Annotated in this window: 18 protein-coding genes and 1 tRNA gene; 6 read left to right on the top strand and 13 right to left on the bottom strand. The window is 64.1% G+C overall.

The annotated features are described in order from the left end of the window. Positions 1-40 precede the first annotated feature (40 nt). The 10 genes from ACJQWM_RS03625 to ACJQWM_RS03580 form a co-directional block, all read right to left on the bottom strand. Entirely contained in the window at positions 41-493 is a 453-nt protein-coding gene (locus ACJQWM_RS03625; protein ID WP_330970146.1) for a GxxExxY protein, read from the bottom strand. A 45-nt stretch (positions 494-538) separates the two neighbouring features. Next, positions 539-1321, bottom strand: a complete 783-nt coding sequence (locus tag ACJQWM_RS03620; RefSeq protein ID WP_332701835.1) for an enoyl-CoA hydratase-related protein — start codon at positions 1319-1321, stop codon at positions 539-541. Between the two features lie 90 nt (positions 1322-1411). Next, positions 1412-1807: a hypothetical protein gene (locus ACJQWM_RS03615; protein ID WP_332701837.1), complete on the bottom strand. Its 396-nt coding sequence runs from the start codon at positions 1805-1807 to the stop codon at positions 1412-1414. Continuing rightward, on the bottom strand, positions 1804-2379 hold the full coding sequence (locus tag ACJQWM_RS03610; protein ID WP_332701839.1) for a bactofilin family protein: 576 nt from the start codon (positions 2377-2379) through the stop codon (positions 1804-1806). The genes ACJQWM_RS03615 and ACJQWM_RS03610 overlap by 4 nt, the downstream gene beginning before the upstream one ends. Positions 2380-2600: 221 nt before the next feature. Next, on the bottom strand, positions 2601-4211 hold the full coding sequence (locus tag ACJQWM_RS03605; protein WP_332701841.1) for a carboxyl transferase domain-containing protein: 1611 nt from the start codon (positions 4209-4211) through the stop codon (positions 2601-2603). Positions 4212-4402: 191 nt separating this feature from the next. Further along, on the bottom strand, positions 4403-4780 hold the full coding sequence (locus ACJQWM_RS03600) for a hypothetical protein (protein ID WP_332701842.1): 378 nt from the start codon (positions 4778-4780) through the stop codon (positions 4403-4405). Positions 4781-5017: 237 nt separating this feature from the next. Next, on the bottom strand, positions 5018-5374 hold the full coding sequence (locus ACJQWM_RS03595; protein ID WP_332701844.1) for a hypothetical protein: 357 nt from the start codon (positions 5372-5374) through the stop codon (positions 5018-5020). Between the two features lie 155 nt (positions 5375-5529). Beyond that, entirely contained in the window at positions 5530-6705 is a 1176-nt protein-coding gene (locus tag ACJQWM_RS03590; RefSeq protein ID WP_332701846.1) for a thiolase family protein, read from the bottom strand. 256 nt (positions 6706-6961) lie between these two features. Beyond that, positions 6962-8119, bottom strand: a complete 1158-nt coding sequence (locus ACJQWM_RS03585) for an isovaleryl-CoA dehydrogenase (RefSeq protein ID WP_332701848.1) — start codon at positions 8117-8119, stop codon at positions 6962-6964. Positions 8120-8262: 143 nt separating this feature from the next. After that, positions 8263-9363 carry a Glu/Leu/Phe/Val dehydrogenase dimerization domain-containing protein gene (locus ACJQWM_RS03580; RefSeq protein WP_332701850.1) on the bottom strand — a complete coding sequence of 367 codons (1101 nt, stop codon included), beginning with the start codon at positions 9361-9363 and terminating at the stop codon, positions 8263-8265. Between the two features lie 478 nt (positions 9364-9841). On the opposite strand from ACJQWM_RS03580, the gene ACJQWM_RS03575 reads away from it, so the two are divergent. The 6 genes from ACJQWM_RS03575 (at position 9842) to ACJQWM_RS03550 (ending at position 17720) form a co-directional block, all read left to right on the top strand. Further along, positions 9842-13693 (top strand): methylmalonyl-CoA mutase family protein, encoded by a 3852-nt coding sequence (locus tag ACJQWM_RS03575; protein WP_332701852.1) that lies wholly within the window; start codon positions 9842-9844, stop codon positions 13691-13693. 224 nt (positions 13694-13917) lie between these two features. Further along, positions 13918-14517 carry a hypothetical protein gene (locus tag ACJQWM_RS03570; RefSeq protein ID WP_332701854.1) on the top strand — a complete coding sequence of 200 codons (600 nt, stop codon included), beginning with the start codon at positions 13918-13920 and terminating at the stop codon, positions 14515-14517. Between the two features lie 210 nt (positions 14518-14727). Then, on the top strand, positions 14728-15345 hold the full coding sequence (locus tag ACJQWM_RS03565; protein ID WP_332701856.1) for a hypothetical protein: 618 nt from the start codon (positions 14728-14730) through the stop codon (positions 15343-15345). A gap of 180 nt (positions 15346-15525) precedes the next feature. Continuing rightward, positions 15526-15652: transfer RNA gene (locus ACJQWM_RS03560), tRNA-OTHER, on the top strand. A gap of 14 nt (positions 15653-15666) precedes the next feature. Next, the gene (locus ACJQWM_RS03555) at positions 15667-16557 is read left to right on the top strand and encodes a hypothetical protein (RefSeq protein WP_332701857.1); all 891 of its coding nucleotides are present in this window, start codon (positions 15667-15669) and stop codon (positions 16555-16557) included. Positions 16558-16682: 125 nt separating this feature from the next. Then, on the top strand, positions 16683-17720 hold the full coding sequence (locus tag ACJQWM_RS03550; RefSeq protein WP_332701859.1) for a PIN domain-containing protein: 1038 nt from the start codon (positions 16683-16685) through the stop codon (positions 17718-17720). A 429-nt stretch (positions 17721-18149) separates the two neighbouring features. On the opposite strand, the gene ACJQWM_RS03545 is transcribed toward ACJQWM_RS03550, so the two are convergent. From ACJQWM_RS03545 to ACJQWM_RS03535, 3 genes are all read right to left on the bottom strand, one after another. Continuing rightward, entirely contained in the window at positions 18150-18272 is a 123-nt protein-coding gene (locus ACJQWM_RS03545) for a hypothetical protein (protein ID WP_332701861.1), read from the bottom strand. 176 nt (positions 18273-18448) lie between these two features. Beyond that, the gene (locus ACJQWM_RS03540) at positions 18449-18850 is read right to left on the bottom strand and encodes a hypothetical protein (protein WP_332701863.1); all 402 of its coding nucleotides are present in this window, start codon (positions 18848-18850) and stop codon (positions 18449-18451) included. 220 nt (positions 18851-19070) lie between these two features. Further along, positions 19071-19505, bottom strand: coding sequence for a transposase (locus ACJQWM_RS03535; protein WP_411306669.1), 435 nt, complete (start codon positions 19503-19505; stop codon positions 19071-19073). Between the last annotated feature and the right edge of the window lie 151 nt (positions 19506-19656).

The following is a 19656-nucleotide window of genomic DNA, read 5'->3' as shown; positions in this document are numbered from 1 at the left end:
GCGGATCAGAGCGAAAAAGGGCGGATAAAGCAGGAACAGCCTAGGGCAAGTGGTGGGTATACGTCGGCGTGGAGGGACTTGCTTGCCGGCTGTCTGAGGTTGGGAGTGCTGGACTCAGGATTCGACGTTTGAAATTTGGGCGTGGGCCGAAATTCAGCAGCAGTCCTAGGGCTATGCCTGAGCTCTTCAGGTAATTGACCAATTGCACTTCGTGGGCAGGGGCCAACTGCGATACCGCCTTGACCTCAACGATCAATCTGCCCTCGACCAATAGATCCACTCTGAACTCGCCAACGACGTGGCTGCGGAACCGGACTTTGAGCGCCGCCTGCTGCGCCACCGCCAGTCCCGCTTCCGCGAGCGCAATCACCAACGCGTTTTCATAGACGCTTTCCAGGTAACCGGCACCCAGCTCATTGTAGACCGCGTAAAAACCGCCGATGACCTTGTCGGTCAGCGCCTTCTCGATGATTCTGCTTTTATCCGTGTCCATCCGTGTTGATCCGCGTCCTGCGTTTGCCGTGGGCTGTGGTGAGGCTCAACTGCACCAGCCCGGTTTGCGCTTGTCCAGAAACGCGCTAAGTCCTTCCTGGCCTTCTGCGGAGACTCGTAATTGCGCGATCAACGCGGCGTTGTCGGCATCGTGGCGGTCGCGGTCGCTGTGTGCGGCGACCTGGCGCACCAGTGATTTCGCCTGCGCGGCCGCGTGCGGGCCGGCCTTGAGCAGCAGGGCGATCTGGCGCTGGATCGTGGCGTCCAGCGCGTCGGCCTCCACCACTTCGTGCAGCAGCCCGATGCGCTGCGCCTCGGCGGCATCGAAGATCTCGGCGCTGGCGAACCAGCGTCGCGCCTGGCGGGCGCCGATGGCGTCGATCACGTACGGCGAAATCACCGCCGGCAGCAGCCCGAGCTTGCTTTCGGTCAGTCCGAACTTCGCCTGCGGGGTGCCGATGGCGATGTCGCAGCACGCCACCAGCCCGACGCCGCCGCCGAACGCCGCGCCGTGCACGCGGGCGATGGTCGGCTTGGGCAGCTCGTCGAGCGTGCGCATCAGCCGGGCCAGGGCGAGGGCGTCGTCGCGGTTGTCCGCTTCGCTGGCGGCGGCCATGCCGCGCATCCAGTTGAGGTCGGCGCCGGCGGAGAACGAGGCGCCGTCGCCCTCCAGCACCACCACGCGGATGTCGTCGTCGCCGGCAAGCGCCTCCAGCGCGCCAGTCAGCGCCGCGATCAGCATCGCGTCGAAGGCGTTGTGGACCTCGGGGCGGGTCAGGCGCAGCCGCGCGATCGGGCCGTCGCGCAGGTTCAGCAGCGGGTGGGTCATGGGCGGTCCGTCGGTTGCGGGGACCGTCGATGATAGTGAGTCGGCGGTCGTGCCGCCTGTGAGGGAGCACCAGGGGCCGCCGCGACGAACTTACCTCTTCAGCAATCCCTTGGCCGGCTTCGCGCCGCGGGCTTCGGTCACCTCGACCGCGAGGCTGAACGTGCGCGACTGGCCCGCCTGCAGCGCGCCGACGCCGATCACCTTGCGGTCGATCTCTTCACCGCGTTCGTTGCGGATCGACAACACCATCGAATATTCCCACGCCGCCTCGTTCGGCGGATGCCGGATCGTGCCCTCGACCTGCAGCGGCACGCTCGCGCGGGCCTGCGTCGGGGCCGAGTCGAACCGCAGGTGATGCTTGCAGGCCGGGCAGACGCTGGCGCTTTCCAGGATCGTGGTCTTGCAATGCGGGCAGGGGCGGGTCGCGCCCGGGCTGCCCGGACGCGCCGCGCCCGGGCGCGCGGCGCCTGGACGCAGTGTGCTCATGCGCTGGCGCCGGACTCCGCGGTGCTGCCTTCGGTTTTCCGGCTGCCCTGCGACCTGCCACCGGCGTCCTTCTCGTCCCAGCCGAACTCGACTTGGCCGCGCATCTTCGAGCCCGCCGCGACAATCAAAACGCCGGCCTTGACGTCACCGACCATCACGCCGGCGTCGAGCAGTTCGACCCTCTCGGCGGCCTCGATGTTGCCGTCGAGTTCGCCGGCGATGGTGACCTTGCGTGCGCGCACGCCGCCGGTCAGCTTGGCGCCGTGCTCGATGGTCAGGTCGCCCTGCACGTGCACGTCGCCCTTGAAGCGGCCGGCGATGCGGATGTGGCCGGCGCCCTCGATCTTGCCCTCGATCGTCAGGTCGGAGGCGATCAGCGACTCCTTGGCCTCGCGCTCGGCCGGGCGGCTGGCCGCTACAGGCTTGGCGCTCGCCGCCGGCGTCGCGGCCGGGTTGTACGAGAACTCCGATTCGGGAGTGGCCTCTTTCTTGAGCGCCGAATCGGCGGAAGGCGGCGACGGCGGCGGAGCGGTCTCGCGCTTGGAAGAGCTGGATTGGTTGAAGATCGCCATGTGCGGTATGTCCTCGAGTTGGGCCCGATGTGCAGGCGGGGGATCCCGAGGCTAGCAGCGCCGCGGGTCGCCGGTTCATGCGCTGCGTCAAAAAAACGACGCCTGTCGCCGGCGTTCATGTGGCGATCACGTGGGTGATCGGCGCTGAGCGTGGCATCGAGGGTGGCTCCTGCGCGGCCTGGGCGAAAGGCTCGCGGCTGAAGCCGCTCGTACAGGGCTGGCTACATCCGGAACACGCCGAAACGCGTGCGCTCGTCGATCGGCGCATTGAGGCTCGCGGCCAAGCCCAGGCCGAGCACGCGGCGGGTGTCGGCCGGGTCGATGATGCCGTCGTCCCACAGCCGTGCGGTCGCGTAGTAGGGATTGCCCTGCGACTCGTACTGGTCACGGATCGGCGCCTTGAACGCCTCTTCCTCCTCGGCCGTCCACTCGCCCCCGCGGCCCTCGATGCCGTCGCGCCTGACCGTCGCCAGCACGCTCGCGGCCTGTTCGCCGCCCATTACGCTGATCCGCGCATTCGGCCACATCCACAGGAATCGCGCACCGTAGGCGCGGCCGCACATCGCGTAGTTGCCGGCGCCGAAGCTGCCGCCGATCACCACGGTGAACTTGGGCACGTGCGAGCACGCCACGGCGGTCACCATCTTGGCGCCGTCCTTGGCGATGCCGGCGTTCTCGTACTTCTTGCCGACCATGAAGCCGGTGATGTTCTGCAGGAACACCAGCGGGATGCCGCGCTGGTTGCACAGCTCGATGAAGTGCGCGCCCTTGAGTGCGCTCTCGGCGAACAGGATGCCGTTGTTGGCGACGATGCCGACCGGATAGCCGTGCACGTGCGCGAAGCCGGTGATCAGGGTTTTCGCGTAACGCGCCTTGAACTCGTGCAGCTCGCTGCCGTCGACGATGCGCGCGATCACTTCGCGGATGTCGAATGGCCGGCGCGTGTCCTTCGGCACGATGCCGTACAGCTCCTCGGCTGCGTACAGAGGCTCGCGTGCCGGCTGAACCGCGACCGGCAGTGTCTTGCTTCGATTGAGGTGGCCGACGATGTCGCGCGCGATCTGCAGCGCGTGGCGGTCGTCCTCGGCGTAGTGATCGGCCACGCCGGAGACGCTGGTGTGCACGTCGGCGCCGCCGAGCGCCTCGGCATCGACCACCTCGCCGGTGGCGGCCTTCACCAGCGGCGGGCCGCCGAGGAAGATCGTGCCCTGGTCCCTGACGATGATGCTCTCGTCGCACATCGCCGGCACGTAGGCGCCGCCGGCGGTGCACGAGCCCATGACTACCGCGATCTGCGGGATGTTCTCCGCGCTCATGCGCGCCTGGTTGTAGAAGATGCGGCCGAAGTGCTCCCGGTCGGGGAACACCTCGTCCTGCAGCGGCAGGAATGCGCCGCCCGAGTCGACCAGATAGACGCACGGCAGGTGGTTGTCGCGTGCGACTTCCTGCGCGCGCAGGTGCTTCTTGACCGTCATCGGGAAATAGGTGCCGCCCTTGACCGTCGCGTCGTTGGCGACCACGACGACTTCCTGGCCCATTACCCGCCCGATGCCGCAGACCATGCCCGCGGCTGGCGCGGCATCGTCGTACATGCCCTCCGCGGCCAGCGGCGCGATCTCCAGGAACGGCGAACCCGGGTCGAGCAGGGCGGTGATGCGGTCGCGCGCGAGCAGCTTGCCGCGCTCGGTGTGGCGGTCGCGCGCCTTCTCGCCACCACCGCCGGCCGCACGCGCCAGGCGCGCATCGAGTTCATCGACCAGCGCGCGGTGATAGGCGACGTTGTCCTGGAACTCCTGCGAACGGGGGTCGAGCTGGGAAGTCAGTGCGGACATGCGCGGCGCCATCGTTAAAGCGGGAATGAAACCATACCTGTCGACCGAACCAGAAATTCCAAAGCATGCCGGTAAGCCGCGGTGCGCTGCAGGAGGCTCCAGGCAGAGGCGGTTTCGACGCGGTGTGGATCGCGTCGGCACATCGGTTGGGGTTCGCGGCTGAAGCCGCTCCTACAGGGACGTGGTGGCCATCAGTCGTGTCGTTGCGTCGCCGCTTCGGCCTCGGCTTCGGCCTGTTCCTCGTGCATTTCGGCCGACACCTCATCGGCGGCCTCGCCGATCGCGCGGGCCGCACTGGCCTTGCCTTCCTCGTAGGCCTGCTGGACCGGGTCGGCGGCTTCATCCATGGCGGCGGCGAGCGCACCGGCGCCAGCGGCCGCACTGGTCGCTGCGGCTTCGGCGCCTGCCACCGCGGCGTCACTGGCCGAGCTGGCCGCGGAGGCGACGCGTTCGCCGGCGATCTCGGCTTGGGCGGCGGCCTCTTCCGCCTCCTGATCGGCGGTAGGCGAGTTGCACGAAGCGAGCGCCAGGGTACTGGCGGCGAGCAGGACGTAGAGCTGGATGTTCATGGAAAAATCCCCTGTAGGTCGGCAGTGCTGAAGGCCGGAGCGCTGTCGCCGACGCAATATTCCGCTTCAGGCATTTGCCCGGTGTGACGACGGCGTCCACCGGCGCAGCGCAGCGGGCGTGAGCCAGCAGCCAAATAGTCGCAGGTACGAACTGCACGCAAAAAAAAACCGCCGGCGATCTGCCGGCGGTCTTCATTGCTGCGAGGTATCCGGAAACCGTCAGGTTTCCCGCCAGGATCAGTTGGCCGGATCGTTCTCGCCCGCATCAGCCGCGTTCTCGGCAGCCTGCGCAGCCTGCTCGGCAGCGTCGGCGGCGTCGGCGGCAGCGTCGGCGGCGTCACCGGTGCCCTCGACGCCTTCGCCTGCGGCGTTGCCAGCGGCCATCGCGGCCGAATCGGCAGCCATCGCAGCAGCGTCGGCAGCGGCCTGGGCAGCGTCGGCAGCGTCGCCGGTGCCGGCCATCGAAGCCTCGGCCTGGGCCTCGGCAGCGGACTCGGATGCTTCGGCGGCCGAATCGGCGGCGCGGTCGGCGTTCGAGCAAGCGGTCATGGCAAACGCGACAGCCAGGGCAAGCAGTGCCTTATTCATGGTCATGGTTTAATTCCTCGTCGTTATAGTTAGGCAACGCGCAGCTGCGCGCCGGTCGCATCATGACAAGCCGGCGACGGCTGTCAAGCGGGTTCAGGTGTAATTTTGGTTAAGACGTCGTTAACGGCGTCGCGCCGGTTCATCGCCCGCCGTGGCGGGCTTCAGAGCAGTTCCACCGCCACCGCGGTAGCCTCCCCGCCGCCGATGCACAGCGAGGCTACACCGCGCTTCCCACCGCGCTTGTGCAGCGCGTTGAGCAAAGTCACCACCAGGCGCGCACCGCTGGCGCCGATCGGGTGGCCCAGCGCCACCGCGCCACCGTGCACGTTGACCTTCTCGTGCGGGATGCCCAGGTCCTTGATCGGCGCCATCGCGACGCACGCAAAGGCCTCGTTGATCTCGAACAGGTCGACGTCCGCGACCTTCCAGCCGGCTTTGTCGAGCACCTTGGAGATCGCTTGCACCGGCGCGGTGGTGAACCACTCCGGCGCCTGCGCGTGGCCGGCGTGGGCGACGATCCGCGCGATCGGCTTGAGCCCGCGCTTGTTGGCCTCCTCGATGCTCATCAATACCGTGGCGGCGGCGCCGTCGGAGATCTTCGAGGACGACGCGGCGGTCAGCACGCCCTCCTTGCCGAACGCGGCACGCAGGCCCGGCATCTTCGCGGTGTCGATCTTGCCGGGCTCCTCGTCGGTGTCGACCACGACCTCGCCCTTGCGGCTCTTGACCGTGACCGGGACGATCTCGTCCTTGAATGTGCCGTCGGCCTGCGCTGCCTGCGCACGCTTCACGCTCTCCTCGGAGAACGCATCCAGCGCCGCACGATCGAACTCGTATTTGTTGCACGCCATGTCGCCGAACACGCCCATGGCCTTGCCGTCGTAAGGATTGGTCAACCCGTCGAAGGCCATGTGGTCGAGGAACTCGGCATTGCCGTAGCGCACGCCGGTACGCGCGCCGTTGAGCAGGTGCGGGGCGTTGGTCATGGACTCCATGCCGCCGGCGACGACGATGCTGGCCGAGCCGGCCTTGATCGCATCGAAGCCGAACATGATCGCCTTCATGCCCGAGCCGCAGACCTTGTTGATGGTGGTGCACGGCGTGGAGTCGGGCAGCCCCGCGCCGAGCGCGGCCTGGCGGGCCGGCGCCTGGCCGAGACCGGCCGGCAGCACGCAACCCATGACGACCTCGTCGACCTGGTCCGGCGCGAGTCCGGCATGCTCGAGCGCGCCGGCGATCGCGGCGGTGCCCAGTGTCGGGGTTGGCACGCCGGTGAACTGGCCGAGGAAGGAACCGATGGCGGTGCGCTTGGCACCGACGATGACAACATCGCTCATGGGGGACTCCTGATTGAGAGAGCTCGGCGCACGGCCGGACCGTTCGATTATGCGGCGGCATGCTGCACTGCGGCAAACCGCTCCGTTTCGACTCAAGGGCGGCAGGAACGAGGTGTGGCCACCGCAGGGCTAGTGCAATGGCCTGGACTGCGTCCCGCCATTGGCCGCAAGCGGGAGCAACAGCAAATCCCCCTGGATCCCCTTTTCCAAAGGGGGAGGGCCGAAACCAAGGCGGCGGTGCAGCACGGCGTTCCCGTCAGGACTTGCCGTCGAACAACTCGCGGCCGATCAGCATCCGGCGGATCTCGTTGGTGCCGGCACCGATCGCGTAGAGCTTGGCGTCGCGCAGGATCCGCCCGGCCGGATACTCGTTGATATAGCCATTGCCGCCCAGCGCCTGGATCGCTTCCAGGCCGACCTGCACCGCCGCCTCGCTGGCCTGCAGCAGGCATGACGCGGCATCGACGCGGCTCTTGTGGCCGGCGTCGTAATCGCGCGCGACCTGGTAGCCGAAGGCGCGGCTCGACTGCAGCGACGTGTACATGTCGGCGATCTTGGCCTGCATGATCCCGAAGCACCCGATCGCCTGGTCGAACTGCTTGCGCTCGCGCACGTAGGGCAAGGTGATGTCCATGGCCGCCTGCATCAGCCCGATCGGCCCGCCCGTCAGCACCAGCCGCTCGGTGTTGAGGCCCGACATCAGCACCTTGACGCCGCCGTGGACCTCGCCCAGCACGTTCGCGGCCGGGATCTCGCAGTCCTCGAACACCAGCTCGCAGGTGTTGGAGCCTCGCATGCCGAGCTTGTCGAGCTTCTGCGCGGTGGAGAAACCCGGCATGCCCTTCTCGACGATGAAGGCGGTCATGCACTGGCTGCCCGCGTCCTTGCCGGCGGTGCGCATGTAGACGATCAGCACGTCGGCCTCGGGGCCGTTGGTGATCCACATCTTGTTGCCGTTGGCGACCCAGACCTCGCCACGAAGCTCGGCGCGGCAGCTCATCGAGCCGACCACGTCCGAGCCGGCGCCCGGCTCGCTCATCGCCAGCGCGCCCTTCCACTCGCCGCTGCAGAGCTTCGGCAGGTACTGGTTGCGCTGGTCCTCGTTGCCGTTGGCGTAGAGGTTGTTGACGCACAGGTTGGAGTGCGCGCCATAGCTCAGCCCGACCGAGCCGGAGGCGCGCGAGATCTCCTCCATCGCCACCAGATGGGCCAGGTAGCCCAGCTCGCTGCCGCCGTATTCGCCCGGCACCGTCAGCCCGAGCAGCCCCATCTCGCCCAGCTTCGGCCACAGCTCCTGCGGGAACTCGTTGTCGTGGTCGATCTGTTCGGCGCGCGGCGCGATTTCGGCGTCGGCGAAACGGCGCACGGCGTCGCGCAGGGCGTCGATTTCTTCACCGAGGGGGAACGGACGCATGGCGACTCCTATCGAAAATGATCGGGCGGGTCGGGAGTGCTCCGCCGGTGGCTCTTCTCCTTCCCCTTGAAGGGGAGGGCTATCGATGTCCGCAAACAACGACGGGGCACTCGGCCCCGTCGTCGTCACTTACTGTCCAACGCTCAGTGCCCGCGGATGCGGCCCTGGAAGCGCGGCGCGGCGCGGCCCAGCGGCAGCTTGAGCTTGCCGATCGCCTCGATGCGCTCCTCGGCCAGGCGGTCGGCGGCCTTGTAGGTCGGGATGCCGTCGCGCTCGGCGATCTCGAAGATGCGCCCGAGGTTGTGGTAGATGGTGCGCATCATGCGCATCGCGCGCTCGCGGTTGTAGCCGTCGATTTCCAGCGACACGTTCATCACGCCGCCGGCGTTGACCGCGTAGTCCGGCGCATACAGCACGCCGCGCTTCTGTACTTCGTCGCCGATGGCGTTGTTGGCCAGCTGGTTGTTGGCCGCGCCGCAGATCACCTTGGCCTTCAGCCGCGGCAGGGTCTGCTCGTTGATGGTGCCGCCCAGCGCGCAGGGCGAATAGACATCGGCCGGCACGTCGTAGATCTCGTCCAGGCCCACGGCCTCGGCGCCGTATTCGTTCACGGCCTTGTCGACCAGGCCCTTGTTGATGTCGGTCACGAAGATCTTCGCGCCGCGCTCCTTGAGCAGCTTCACGTACTCCATGCCGACGTGGCCCAGGCCCTGCACGGCGTAGGCGTACTTGCCGACTTCCTCGTCGCCGAAGCGCTTGTTGAGCGAGGCCATCAGGCCCTGCAGCGCGCCGTAGGCGGTGAACGGCGACGGGTCGCCCGAACCGCCGTGGACCTGGTGCACGCCGGTGACGTACTCGGTCTCGCGGTAGACGAACTCCATGTCGTTGACATCGATGCCGACGTCCTCGGCGGTGATGTAGCGCCCGCCGAGCGACTCGACGAAGTGGCCGAACGCGCGGAACAGCGCCTCGGACTTGTCGGTGGCCGGGTCGCCGATGATCACCGCCTTGCCGCCACCGATGTTCAGGCCCGCGACCGCGTTCTTGTAGGTCATGCCGCGGCTCAGGCGCAGCACGTCGTCGAGCGCGTCCTGCTCGGTCTTGTACGGCCACATGCGGGTGCCGCCCAAGGCCGGGCCGAGCACCGTGTTGTGGATCGCGATGATGGCTTTCAGGCCCGCGTCCTTGTTGTGGCAGAACACGACCTGCTCGTGGCCGTAGGTGTCGAGGGTTTCAAAAATCATCGGGTGCTCCGCGTCGGCGTCAGGAGTGCGCATAGCGCTTACGCCAACTGAGGTTGATAAGTCGTTGAATCGAAATGAATTTGCCTGCGCAGGGGGCGGAAGCCGGCCGCTGCAGGGGCGACAGTCTAAAGCAAACCACCGCAAGGGTCGGGTCAATGCAGCGGTAGGGTCAGCCAGGGAAACGCGGAATGGCGCCGGCGGCGGCACTCCGCCCCGGAAAAGCCGTCCAGACCGTAGGGTGGGCACCGCTCTTGTGCCTACCGTCCCGAGCGGCGGAAACAATGGTGGGCACAGAAGCGGTGCCCACCCTACGGGCCTGCTGCCCTGCACGGATTGCCGCGGCGCTCGGCGACCCGCGCTCGCCACCCGCCATGGAGCGACCGACCGCAAGCGCAAACACCGGAGCCGCGGCTGTCCCGGGCCATTCCAGGCGCCGCGTTACAATCGGCCCATCCCCGTTTCCGCAGTCGAGCGCGCCATGAGCACCCCCGCCGCCCACCTTTCCAGCACCCCGGAACAGCCCGAATCCGAGCGCGCCACGCCGCTGCGCTTCGTCACCGCCGCCAGCCTGTTCGACGGCCACGACGCCGCGATCAACATCATGCGCCGGCTGATCCAGGCCCAGGGCGCGGAGGTCGTCCACCTGGGCCACAACCGCAGCGTCGAGGACGTGGTGCGCGCGGCATTGCAGGAGGACGCCGACGGCATCGCGCTGTCGAGCTACCAGGGCGGTCACGTCGAATACCTCAAGTACATGGTCGACATGCTGAAAGAACGCGATGCCGGCCACATCAAAGTCTTCGCCGGCGGCGGCGGCACCATCACCCCGGAAGAGATCAAGGAGCTGCAGGCCTACGGCGTGGAGCGCATCTACCACCCCAACGACGGCATGCACATGGGGCTGGTGGCGATGATCGAGGATGTGGTGCGCAGGGCGTCGGAAGGCCGGGACTCGGGCTCCGAGCGTCGGGACTCGGGAAAGCAGGTAATGCCTGCGCTGGATGATGAAATCGCCATCGGGCGGATTCTCTCGGCGCTCGAGGATGGCCAGTATTCAGAAGCGGAACTCCAACGCCTCCGCAAGCGCTGGGCTTCTCCCGAGTCCCGCCTCGCGGTGGTCCCGGGCCCCGAGTCCCGATTGCGCGCAGCGCCCGTCATCGGCATCACCGGCACCGGCGGCGCCGGCAAGTCCTCGGTCACCGACGAACTGCTCAACCGCTTCCTCGCCAGCTTCCCGGAGATGCGCATCGCGGTGATCTCGGTCGACCCGACCCGCCGCCGCACCGGTGGCGCGCTGCTGGGCGACCGCATCCGCATGAACTCCCTGCGCAGCGAGCGCGTCTACATGCGCTCGATGGCCACCCGCCGCCAGCACGCGGCGACCAACGCGGTGCTCAAGGACTCCATCGGCTTCCTCAAGGGGCTGGGCTTTGACCTGGTGATCGTGGAGACCGCGGGTATTGGTCAAAGCGACTCGGAGATCGTCGACCTGGTCGACTTCCCGATGTACGTCATGACCAGCGACTTCGGCGCGCCCAGCCAGCTGGAGAAGATCGACATGCTCGACTTCGCCGAGCTTGTGGTGCTCAACAAGTACGACAAGCGCGGCGCGGAGGATGCCCTGCGCGACATCCGCAAGCAGTGGAAGCGCAACCGGGTGAAGTTCGACCTCAAGGACGAGGACGTGCCGGTCTACCCGACGATCGCCAGCCAGTTCAACGACCCCGGCATCAGCTGGATGTTCGCCAACCTGTGCCGCCTGCTGCGCGAGAAGCTTGCTTCGCCTGTAGGAGGGTCTTCAGGCCCGACCGCGACATCCGCCAACGGCGAAACCCGCCGGGAAACCGATTCCACGATCGCGGGTGAAGCTGCTCCTACAAAAGCGGGGAGGTGCGACTTCCAACCCGAGCTCGACACCTCGCTCAAGGAGCCCCGCGCCACCGTACTGATCCCCGGCAACCGCGCGCGCTACCTGGCCGAGATCGCCGAGCAGGGCCGTGCCATCAACCAGAAGATCGAATCGCAGGCCGAGATCGCCGACCGCGCGCAGAGCTACTGGCAGTCGCTGCATGACCTGGAAGACGACAAGCTGCCCAAGCAGCTCGAGCTGTATAAGGTCGACGACCTCCAGAGCCCAGCGAAGTCCTCTGACTCCCGCGATTCCTCCGCTGTAGGAGCGGCTTCAGCCGCGAACGCGCAGAACGCCCAGAACGGTGAGGACGATGCACAGGTCGCGGCTGAAGCAGCTCCTACAAAGGAAGGGGATTCCGCTCCCGCCGTCGACCGCACCCTGCTAACCCTCCGCCAGCGCTACAACGACGCCGTCCAATCCCTCACCAGCGACGCCCTCAAGCTCCTGCGCGACTGGCCGCAACGCCTCGCCTCGATCACCGACGAGGTCAACGAGTACCAGGTCCGCGGCAAGACCATCAAGGTCGAGAACTACCGCGAGTCGCTCAGCCACCAGCAGATCCCCAAGATCGCCGCCCCCACCTACAAGTCCTGGGGCGAGCTGCTGACCTTCCTGCAGAAGGAAAACCTGCCCGGCGCGTATCCCTACACCGGCGGCGTCTACCCGTACCGCCGCACCGGCGAGGACCCGATCCGCATGTTCGCCGGCGAGGGCACGCCGGAGCGCACCAACCGGCGCTTCCATTACCTCAGCGTCGGCCAGCCCGCCGCGCGGCTGTCCACCGCGTTCGACTCGGTCACCCTGTACGGCGAGGACCCGGCCAAGCGCCCGGACATCTACGGCAAGATCGGCAACTCCGGGGTCAACATCCCCACGCTGGACGATATGAAGAAGCTGTACTCCGGCTTCGACCTGTGCGCGCCGACCACCTCGGTATCGATGACCATCAACGGCCCGGCGCCGATGATCCTGGCGATGTTCATGAACACCGCCATCGACCAGCAGGTCGAGAACTACCTGCGCGAGGACCAGGCCCGCTGGGACGCCGCCCACGAGAAGATTGAGAAACTCTTCGAAGGCGACGCGTCCGGTAAGAGCAGACGCCCCGAGTACACCGGCATGCTGCCCGACACCCACGACGGCCTCGGCCTAGGCCTGCTCGGCGTCACCGGCGACCAGGTGGTCGATGCCGAGACCTACGAGCGCATCAAGGCGCACACCCTCAAGACCGTGCGCGGCACCGTGCAGGCCGACATCCTCAAGGAGGACCAGGCCCAGAACACCTGCATCTTCAGCACCGAGTTCGCCCTGCGCATGATGGGCGACATCCAGCAGTACTTCGTCGACAACGCCGTGCGCAACTTCTACTCAGTGTCGATCTCCGGCTACCACATCGCCGAGGCCGGGGCGAACCCGATCAGCCAGCTCGCCTTCACCCTGTCGAATGGTTTTACGATCGTCGAGTACTACCTCGCGCGCGGCATGGACATCGACGACTTCGCGCCCAACCTGTCGTTCTTCTTCAGCAACGGCATGGACCCGGAGTACACCGTCATCGGCCGCGTCGCCCGCCGCATCTGGGCCCGCGCCATGCGCGAGCGCTACGGCGCGTCCGCCCGCAGCCAGATGATGAAGTACCACATCCAGACCAGCGGCCGCTCCCTGCACGCGCAGGAGATCCAGTTCAACGACATCCGCACCACGCTGCAGGCCCTGTACGCGCTGTTCGACAACTGCAACAGCCTGCACACCAACGCCTACGACGAGGCCATCACCACGCCGACCGAAGAGTCCGTGCGCCGCGCCGTCGCCATCCAGATGATCATCAACAAGGAGCTGGGGCTGAACTTCTGCGAGAACCCCTGGCAGGGCAGCTTCATCGTCGACAAGCTCACCGACGTCGTCGAGGAGGCTGTCTACAAGGAGTTCGAGGCCATCAGCGAGCGCGGCGGCGTGCTCGGCGCCATGGACACCATGTACCAGCGCGGCAAGATCCAGGAAGAGTCGATGTACTACGAGCACAAGAAGCACGATGGCAGCCTGCCGCTGGTCGGCGTCAACACCTACCTGCCTAAGGAACACGCCGGCGACATCGTCACCGAGATCGAACTGATCCGCAGCACGCCGGAAGAGAAGGGCCAGCAGATCGACAACGTCGCCAACTACCAGCAGCTCCGCAACGACCTGGCCGCTGGCTCCCTCTCCCGCTCGCGGGAGAGGGCTGGGGTGAGGGCAAACGACACCTCAGACGCCGGCGCTGGTGTGGAGCAGGGCAGCGGCCTCGCCTACCTCCAAAAAACCGCCCGCGACCGCCAGAACGTGTTCGCCGCGCTGATGGAAGCGGTGAAGACCCATAGCCTGGGGCAGATCAGCCATGCGTTGTATGAGGTGGGTGGGGAGTATCGGCGGAATATGTAGCTCGTTGAACTGGATATATGTTGGCGAGCATGTAGGGTCGAGCACTTGTCAGCAGAGAAAATATCGGCCTGCGAGCAATCGCAGGCATCTATTTTGGCGGGCTTCACGCCGGCGCCCTACCAGTTACCGGCAGCCACTCGGCGGCGACCATTCTTCCGGGGATGAAGCTTGACCCAAAGATGAACAGCCCCCAATGTCCTTGGGTCTATAAAAGGGGAAGCGGCATGTTTGAAGATGCACAGCCACAGCTCGAACGAATCCTGACCTTGGTGGCAGCGTGTCCGGAAAAGCTACAAGAAAAGTGTTTTGAAATTCTCTTGAACGCATATGTTCAGGGCATGACGCCGCTACCCTCAGCGGTTCCGATCCCTATCACTGCCGTCGGAGCGACTGTAGATAGTTCGCATGGGAATAATGGGACGCCTATTCCTGAAGCAATCCGGTCGAAGCTGGTGAGCCTGGCGGGGCGCAATAAGGTTCCATTGGACAAAGCCGCAGCGCTTTTCGACTTCAACACTGATCCGTTTACGTTTCATGCGCACGTGGCACCAGGAGCAAACAAGGCTGAGAAGACCCGGAATGTTGCGCTCGCGCTCTCGCTGAAGAACTATCTGACTACCGGCAACTGGAGCACAGACTGGATGGAGTTCAGGGCTGCGTGCATTGATCAAAACTGCTTTGACCGAGCGAATACAGGCACAACTCTAGGTAAGGGGGGGCTGTTCAAGACCTGCACACAAGCGGAAGGAATAACACTTTCTTCCCGGGGAGTAACGGCAGCCGAGGCTCTTTTTGCTAGCCTCGCCGGTGGCGGGTCGGAGTAGCCAATGACTCCTAGTGCTGACGAACTGGAAGGATTCCACGACCGTATCCAACGGCTCGACTCTGACCTGGCCAAGCTGAGGTCAACGGAAGTACGGGCAGACATGCAGGCGGAGCTAGCGCGACACGCAAGGGAGTGGCTCCGACTGTCTACTGGGCTGAAGAACGGAACGGACGGCTTCTTGCCCGCACTTGATCCTTACGATCTAGCAATGACGGAAGTGTTGAACGCCACAAAACAACGCTCTCGCGCTACCGCTTTCCGAACGAAGCTTGCGCCCTTCCGTGATGGATTTATGGACAAGATCGTGGTGCCGGTAATGAGATACGAAGGTAGTCCGGCACAAACTGCTGCTAGGCAACTAGAGGCTCTTTTTTCCGAGTCAGTTACGCCTGAGGAAGCGCAATATGTTTCGGAGGCGGCGCGGTGCTCCTCGCTTCACTGCCATCGCGCTGCAATGATCCTTCTTTGGGCAGCGGCTATCGCTCGATTCCATGCCGAAATCCAGCGCATCGGGTTTACCGCGTTCAATTCCGCCGCTGCGACAGCCTCCGCTATAAAGGGGCCTCCCTTCAACCGGATCACTAAGGGGCTCAACGTGGCTAGCCTCGGAGAGCTTCAGCGCGGGCGCGACTTTGATGTGATCGCGGTCGGAATGGAAATCTGGAAATACGATCTACAGGCTTTCGAGGAACTCGACCGCTTGCTGGGACAGCGGAATAGCGCTGCGCATCCCGGAATGTTTTCACCGACGTCTCTGGACGTTCGGCAGTTTGCGGAAAAGTGTAAGCGCTTCGTCTTTAACGCGGTTGGCAGTGTGGCGACGTAAGCCTCTGCCCCAAGCACGGTCCAACTTTTGCACTGTCTCGCATGTTAAGCGGAAGAAGCATCCCCTTTGAGGGGCAGTATCCATTTGCCCCGTCGAACCTGATCTCTTTGTAGAATACGTAACGGACACCGCTCATTCGGCACGCAGTCTTGAGCCTGCAGGATTTAGCTTCTTCAACACGCGTATGTAGCTTAAGAGCACGTTGGTTTCGGCCGGAGTGCGAAGGTAGAGCGCCGCCTTCAAAAGGTCCTGCGTGCGGGACTTCCTAAAAGCGGTGGTGGCTGTTCGACTCAGCCGATACGCGCCATTTCAAGAGACGGCATGATCAAGACGACAAGGGCACGCATCCAGTTCAAGGGCATGCTAGGCCAAGCGAATCATTTCTTGATCACGACGTTGATTGGCCTCAACGCCGTCGAGAACAATACGGCCAAGCCCGGCAGCTCGCTCTCCGCGTCATGGAACCCACGTAGCGTCGTCGCCTCGGCGCGCCGCAGTCGTGCGTTCGTCCTCGACATGGCCCTCGTCAGGGCCGTCGACGCGCTTGATGCCTACCTCAGTACCGCCTATCGGAAGCCTTCTCTATTCGAAGCGGCTTCCTTGCGCAGTGAGATGGACAAAGCAGGGCATAGCGTGGCCAAGAAATTCCGCGCGGTCTGCAGACACGATCTGGGGCCGGAGCCGCTACTGGCAGCGTTGTGCAGACTCGCCATCGACTGGCGCAACCGGCGCGTGCACTCACTCGCGGACAATGAGCTGACGGCTGATGACAGAATGCTGATCGAAAAATCTGGGACCTACATCGCGGCGGAGTATCGGGGTTTGTCGGTCGCGACCATGCTGGACAACTTCGGCGGCTCGAAAGAACCGACGCTCAAGGAAGCTGCCGGCCTGATCAACGTCATGCACCATGTGGTGCGAGAGATAGATGCGAAGCTGGTTGCCCAAGTCGATATGGACCGATTGGTGCGCGAATCGATCCTGGTGGAGATGTGTGTGACCACCGGCACGCAAGCGCAGTGGAAGAAGGCCAAGGAGCGCTGCTCGAAGTTGTGGGACGCGGGCGAAAAGAACAAGAAAGTGCCGCGTTACCTCGAGTCGCTGGGGTTCTCGAGCGTCGCGCCGGGCGAGTCGCACCATGGAATGTTTGAGATATTTGCGCAGCGAACCGCCGGAGAGACGATGCAGTTCCTGCAGGAGAACACGGTCTAACGCCAGGTGCCGGCGACCGGGGGTCAGAGTGCGCTTTCGCGCTCACCGCGTGTGGTGCTTGCTCCGGCATCCGATCTTCGCGGATACCTCGCTGGTAGCTGCTCACAATAGGGAAATGTTTTGACATGCCGCGAAAAGTATTCATTGACGCAAGCAAAATAATCCAGTTCGGCCATAGCCTAGACAACGCCGAGGCTCGGACAATAGTCGAACTTTGCGAGTTGGGGCTTGTGCGGCTAGTCACCACAGATCTTACCGTTGCGGAAGTAGCGAAGCGGTTCGCAAAAGTAGAGTTTGAGAAGGTCCAGGACATTTGCAGGCCAGACTTTAGAGATCGTGCACAGCGTTACTTAGACATCGAGTTACCCAGTGTCGAGCGCGATGCGCTTAGAAAAAAAATCTTTGATCAGCAGCTTTTGCGTGTTAACGACTTTGTCAAAGCTACTAAAGCATCGGTGCTTTCTATAGATGACGTCCGACCATCGCAAGTCCTGGGCGACTACACGCACGCCCGCGGCTTGTTCTCTGCCGCCTCAAAGAAAGATCAGTTCCCTGACGCGTTTATTTTCGCCGCACTCGTGGGTGCGCTTGAGGCGGACGAGAAATTGATTATTCACGCTCAGGACAAGGATTTTGGCCCCGCGGTGAAGCACCTACCTAACGTCTCTTTTGTCGACGCATTCGAAGGCCTTCTCAGCGAACTCGGCATCTCGATGGTCGACGAATCGGTATTCGATTTGGTCGAGGCGAACGCCAACGCCTTTGAGATCCCCATTGGGGAGGCATTAAAACAGTACATCATCCATGCCGATGACGTCGAGGATGGCGAAATGGAGGTTTCGGAGGTGGGCGAAGTGGAGTTGGACATTTCCCGAGTTTATGGCGCATGGGAAGATACCTACTTGGTCTACGGAACAGTGAGTTGCAAGGCCACGGTGGACTACAGTCATCCGGATTGGGAGTCCGCTATATACGACAGTGAAGATAAGGTTTTGATCCCGTTCGGATCCGTGTCTGGGGAGGCCGAGGTCGACCTAGACAAGATTCCCTTTAGTTTCGAAGTAGAAGTTGATCCCGACGATAAGTCGCTGAATGTGTCTGCCGCGGACGTGCGCGGTCATGGATTTATAACTGCAACCCTTCATCCTAGGGAGTGGTGGTAGTAAAGGGTCAAAACGGGGTCAGGTTCACTTCCTGACGCTCAGGCCTCGTACGGCGCAATAATTAAAAACAGGGGTCAGAGTGCACTTTCACAAGAGGGTGCTTTGAGACGCCGCAGCCGCCTTCTCACCCGGCCGCCCGATCTTCGCCGGCCCCGCCCGCCGTTGAAGCTGCTCTTCGATCATCGTCCGGAAGCGGTCGGTGCCCAAGGCGTGCTGGCGTTGCAGGCGCAGCCGGATCAGCTCCAGCTCTTCGCGGCGTAAAACAGGGGTCAGAGTGCACTTTCACGCTCACCCTGACTAATCGGGGAATCGCAGCTCGGTGAGTGGCCTTGCCTCGCTGAGTTCGAAGGTGTCGTCGAACGCCGTGCCATCAATCGTGCCCCACACCCGTAAAACAGGGGTCAGAGTGCACTTTCACGCTCACCCTGACTAATCGGGGAATCGAAGCTCGGTGAGTGGCCTTGCCTCGCTGAGTTCGAAGGTCTCGTCGAACGCAGTGCCATCAATCGTGCCCCACACCCGGATCGAATAGGAGCCTGGCTGCGTCAGCATGACATCGAACGTGTAGCGCCCCGGGTGTCCATAACGCGGCCGCACGGCCATTTCGCGGCGTAAAACAGGGGTCAGAGTGCACTTTCATGCTCACCCTGACTAATCGGGGAATCGAAGCTCGGTGATTGGCCTTGCCTTAAAACAGGGGTCAGAGTGCACTTTCACGCTCACCCTGACTAATCGGGGAATCGAAGCTCGGTGAGTGGCCTTGCCGCGCTGAGTTCGAAGGTCTCGTCGAAGGCCGTGCCATCAATCGTGCCCCACACCCGGATCGAATAGGAGCCTGGCTGCGTCAGCATGACATCGAACGTGTAGCGCCCCGGGTGTCCATAACGCGGCCGCACGGCCATTTCGCGGCGGGACTTTCCGTCCGGCGAGATGATCTCGGCCTTGAGCCCGGCTTCCAGATCCGGGACCGTCTCTTTTTGGCCCGCGCGGCGGATGGCGAGATCCAGTCCATTCCGCTCGTTCGTGTAGATGGGTTCGGCAATCAAGCCGACGCTCATCCGGTACCGCTCACTCGCAACGAGTTTGTTGTTGTGTGCCAGTGCATTGCCTGCAGCCAGCGAGAACACCATCGCCAACACCACTCCAGCGCAAGAACGTCCCATGTGCCACCTTCGATTCGGCCAGTGCCAGGAACTGTAGGAGAAACAGGGGTCAGAGTCGACTGGGTCCATGTCGGAGAAAGTCGACTCTGACCCCGGTTTTAGACCCCGGTTTTACTCATCATTGCCCCCTTCCTTGAGGACAGGCCCATGAATTCGAACGCGCCCGGTCGGACGGCGCTGTGCGGTTTCATCGCTGGCGCGGTTGCCTACCTCGTCTTCCACCAGGGGGGTTTCTGGGCGCTGATCCAGGCGGGTGTTCTCGAGGCCAGCACCTGGTCGATGGTGTCGACCAAGCCGTTCGGTGTTCCGCAAGTCGTCTCGTCCATGGTCTGGACCGGGCTTTGGGGTGTGCTCGGCGCCTTCGCTTTTTTAGGATCGTGTTTTCCTGCTCCAGCCGAGTCACCTGCCGCCGCAACTGGGCCAGCTCCTGCTGTTGGGGCGAACGGCGTCCCGAACCGCGAAACGCCAGGTCGCCGTCCGCGGCGATCGCATCGCCCCACTTGTCGAGCCTGTTGCGCGGCACGCCCAGCTCCAAGGCCAACGGCGAAACCGGCTTGTCGCCGCGCTCCAACAGCCGAACCGCCTCGCGCTTGAACTCCGCAGTGAACCGCTGCCTTGCCATCCAGCACCTCCCGGGTTGTCCCCACTCTCAGGTGTCTGTAAAAGGCAGTCCAAACTGACCCCACATTGTTGTCATTTTTTGTGACCCCTTTTTTTGCAGTTAATATCGCAGTGGGAAGCGCCTCCGGCGCCAGAATTCATGGGGATGAGCA

The organism is Novilysobacter longmucuonensis (assembly GCF_046600735.1).
In the GTDB taxonomy this organism is placed as follows: domain Bacteria; phylum Pseudomonadota; class Gammaproteobacteria; order Xanthomonadales; family Xanthomonadaceae; genus Novilysobacter_A; species Novilysobacter_A longmucuonensis.
This window is presented reverse-complemented; position numbering and strand designations above follow the sequence as displayed.

What these genes read in the sequence shown, in the direction of transcription:
- ACJQWM_RS03625 (WP_330970146.1), bottom strand. Translation starts at nt 493, where the DNA reads ATGGACACGGATAAAAGCAGAATCATCGAGAAGGCGCTGACCGACAAG.
- ACJQWM_RS03620 (WP_332701835.1), bottom strand. Translation starts at nt 1,321, where the DNA reads ATGACCCACCCGCTGCTGAACCTGCGCGACGGCCCGATCGCGCGGCTG.
- ACJQWM_RS03615 (WP_332701837.1), bottom strand. Translation starts at nt 1,807, where the DNA reads ATGAGCACACTGCGTCCAGGCGCCGCGCGCCCGGGCGCGGCGCGTCCG.
- ACJQWM_RS03610 (WP_332701839.1), bottom strand. Translation starts at nt 2,379, where the DNA reads ATGGCGATCTTCAACCAATCCAGCTCTTCCAAGCGCGAGACCGCTCCG.
- ACJQWM_RS03605 (WP_332701841.1), bottom strand. Translation starts at nt 4,211, where the DNA reads ATGTCCGCACTGACTTCCCAGCTCGACCCCCGTTCGCAGGAGTTCCAG.
- ACJQWM_RS03600 (WP_332701842.1), bottom strand. Translation starts at nt 4,780, where the DNA reads ATGAACATCCAGCTCTACGTCCTGCTCGCCGCCAGTACCCTGGCGCTC.
- ACJQWM_RS03595 (WP_332701844.1), bottom strand. Translation starts at nt 5,374, where the DNA reads ATGACCATGAATAAGGCACTGCTTGCCCTGGCTGTCGCGTTTGCCATG.
- ACJQWM_RS03590 (WP_332701846.1), bottom strand. Translation starts at nt 6,705, where the DNA reads ATGAGCGATGTTGTCATCGTCGGTGCCAAGCGCACCGCCATCGGTTCC.
- ACJQWM_RS03585 (WP_332701848.1), bottom strand. Translation starts at nt 8,119, where the DNA reads ATGCGTCCGTTCCCCCTCGGTGAAGAAATCGACGCCCTGCGCGACGCC.
- ACJQWM_RS03580 (WP_332701850.1), bottom strand. Translation starts at nt 9,363, where the DNA reads ATGATTTTTGAAACCCTCGACACCTACGGCCACGAGCAGGTCGTGTTC.
- ACJQWM_RS03575 (WP_332701852.1), top strand. Translation starts at nt 9,842, where the DNA reads ATGAGCACCCCCGCCGCCCACCTTTCCAGCACCCCGGAACAGCCCGAA.
- ACJQWM_RS03570 (WP_332701854.1), top strand. Translation starts at nt 13,918, where the DNA reads ATGTTTGAAGATGCACAGCCACAGCTCGAACGAATCCTGACCTTGGTG.
- ACJQWM_RS03565 (WP_332701856.1), top strand. Translation starts at nt 14,728, where the DNA reads ATGACGGAAGTGTTGAACGCCACAAAACAACGCTCTCGCGCTACCGCT.
- ACJQWM_RS03555 (WP_332701857.1), top strand. Translation starts at nt 15,667, where the DNA reads ATGATCAAGACGACAAGGGCACGCATCCAGTTCAAGGGCATGCTAGGC.
- ACJQWM_RS03550 (WP_332701859.1), top strand. Translation starts at nt 16,683, where the DNA reads ATGCCGCGAAAAGTATTCATTGACGCAAGCAAAATAATCCAGTTCGGC.
- ACJQWM_RS03545 (WP_332701861.1), bottom strand. Translation starts at nt 18,272, where the DNA reads ATGCTGACGCAGCCAGGCTCCTATTCGATCCGGGTGTGGGGCACGATT.
- ACJQWM_RS03540 (WP_332701863.1), bottom strand. Translation starts at nt 18,850, where the DNA reads ATGGTGTTCTCGCTGGCTGCAGGCAATGCACTGGCACACAACAACAAA.
- ACJQWM_RS03535 (WP_411306669.1), bottom strand. Translation starts at nt 19,505, where the DNA reads ATGGCAAGGCAGCGGTTCACTGCGGAGTTCAAGCGCGAGGCGGTTCGG.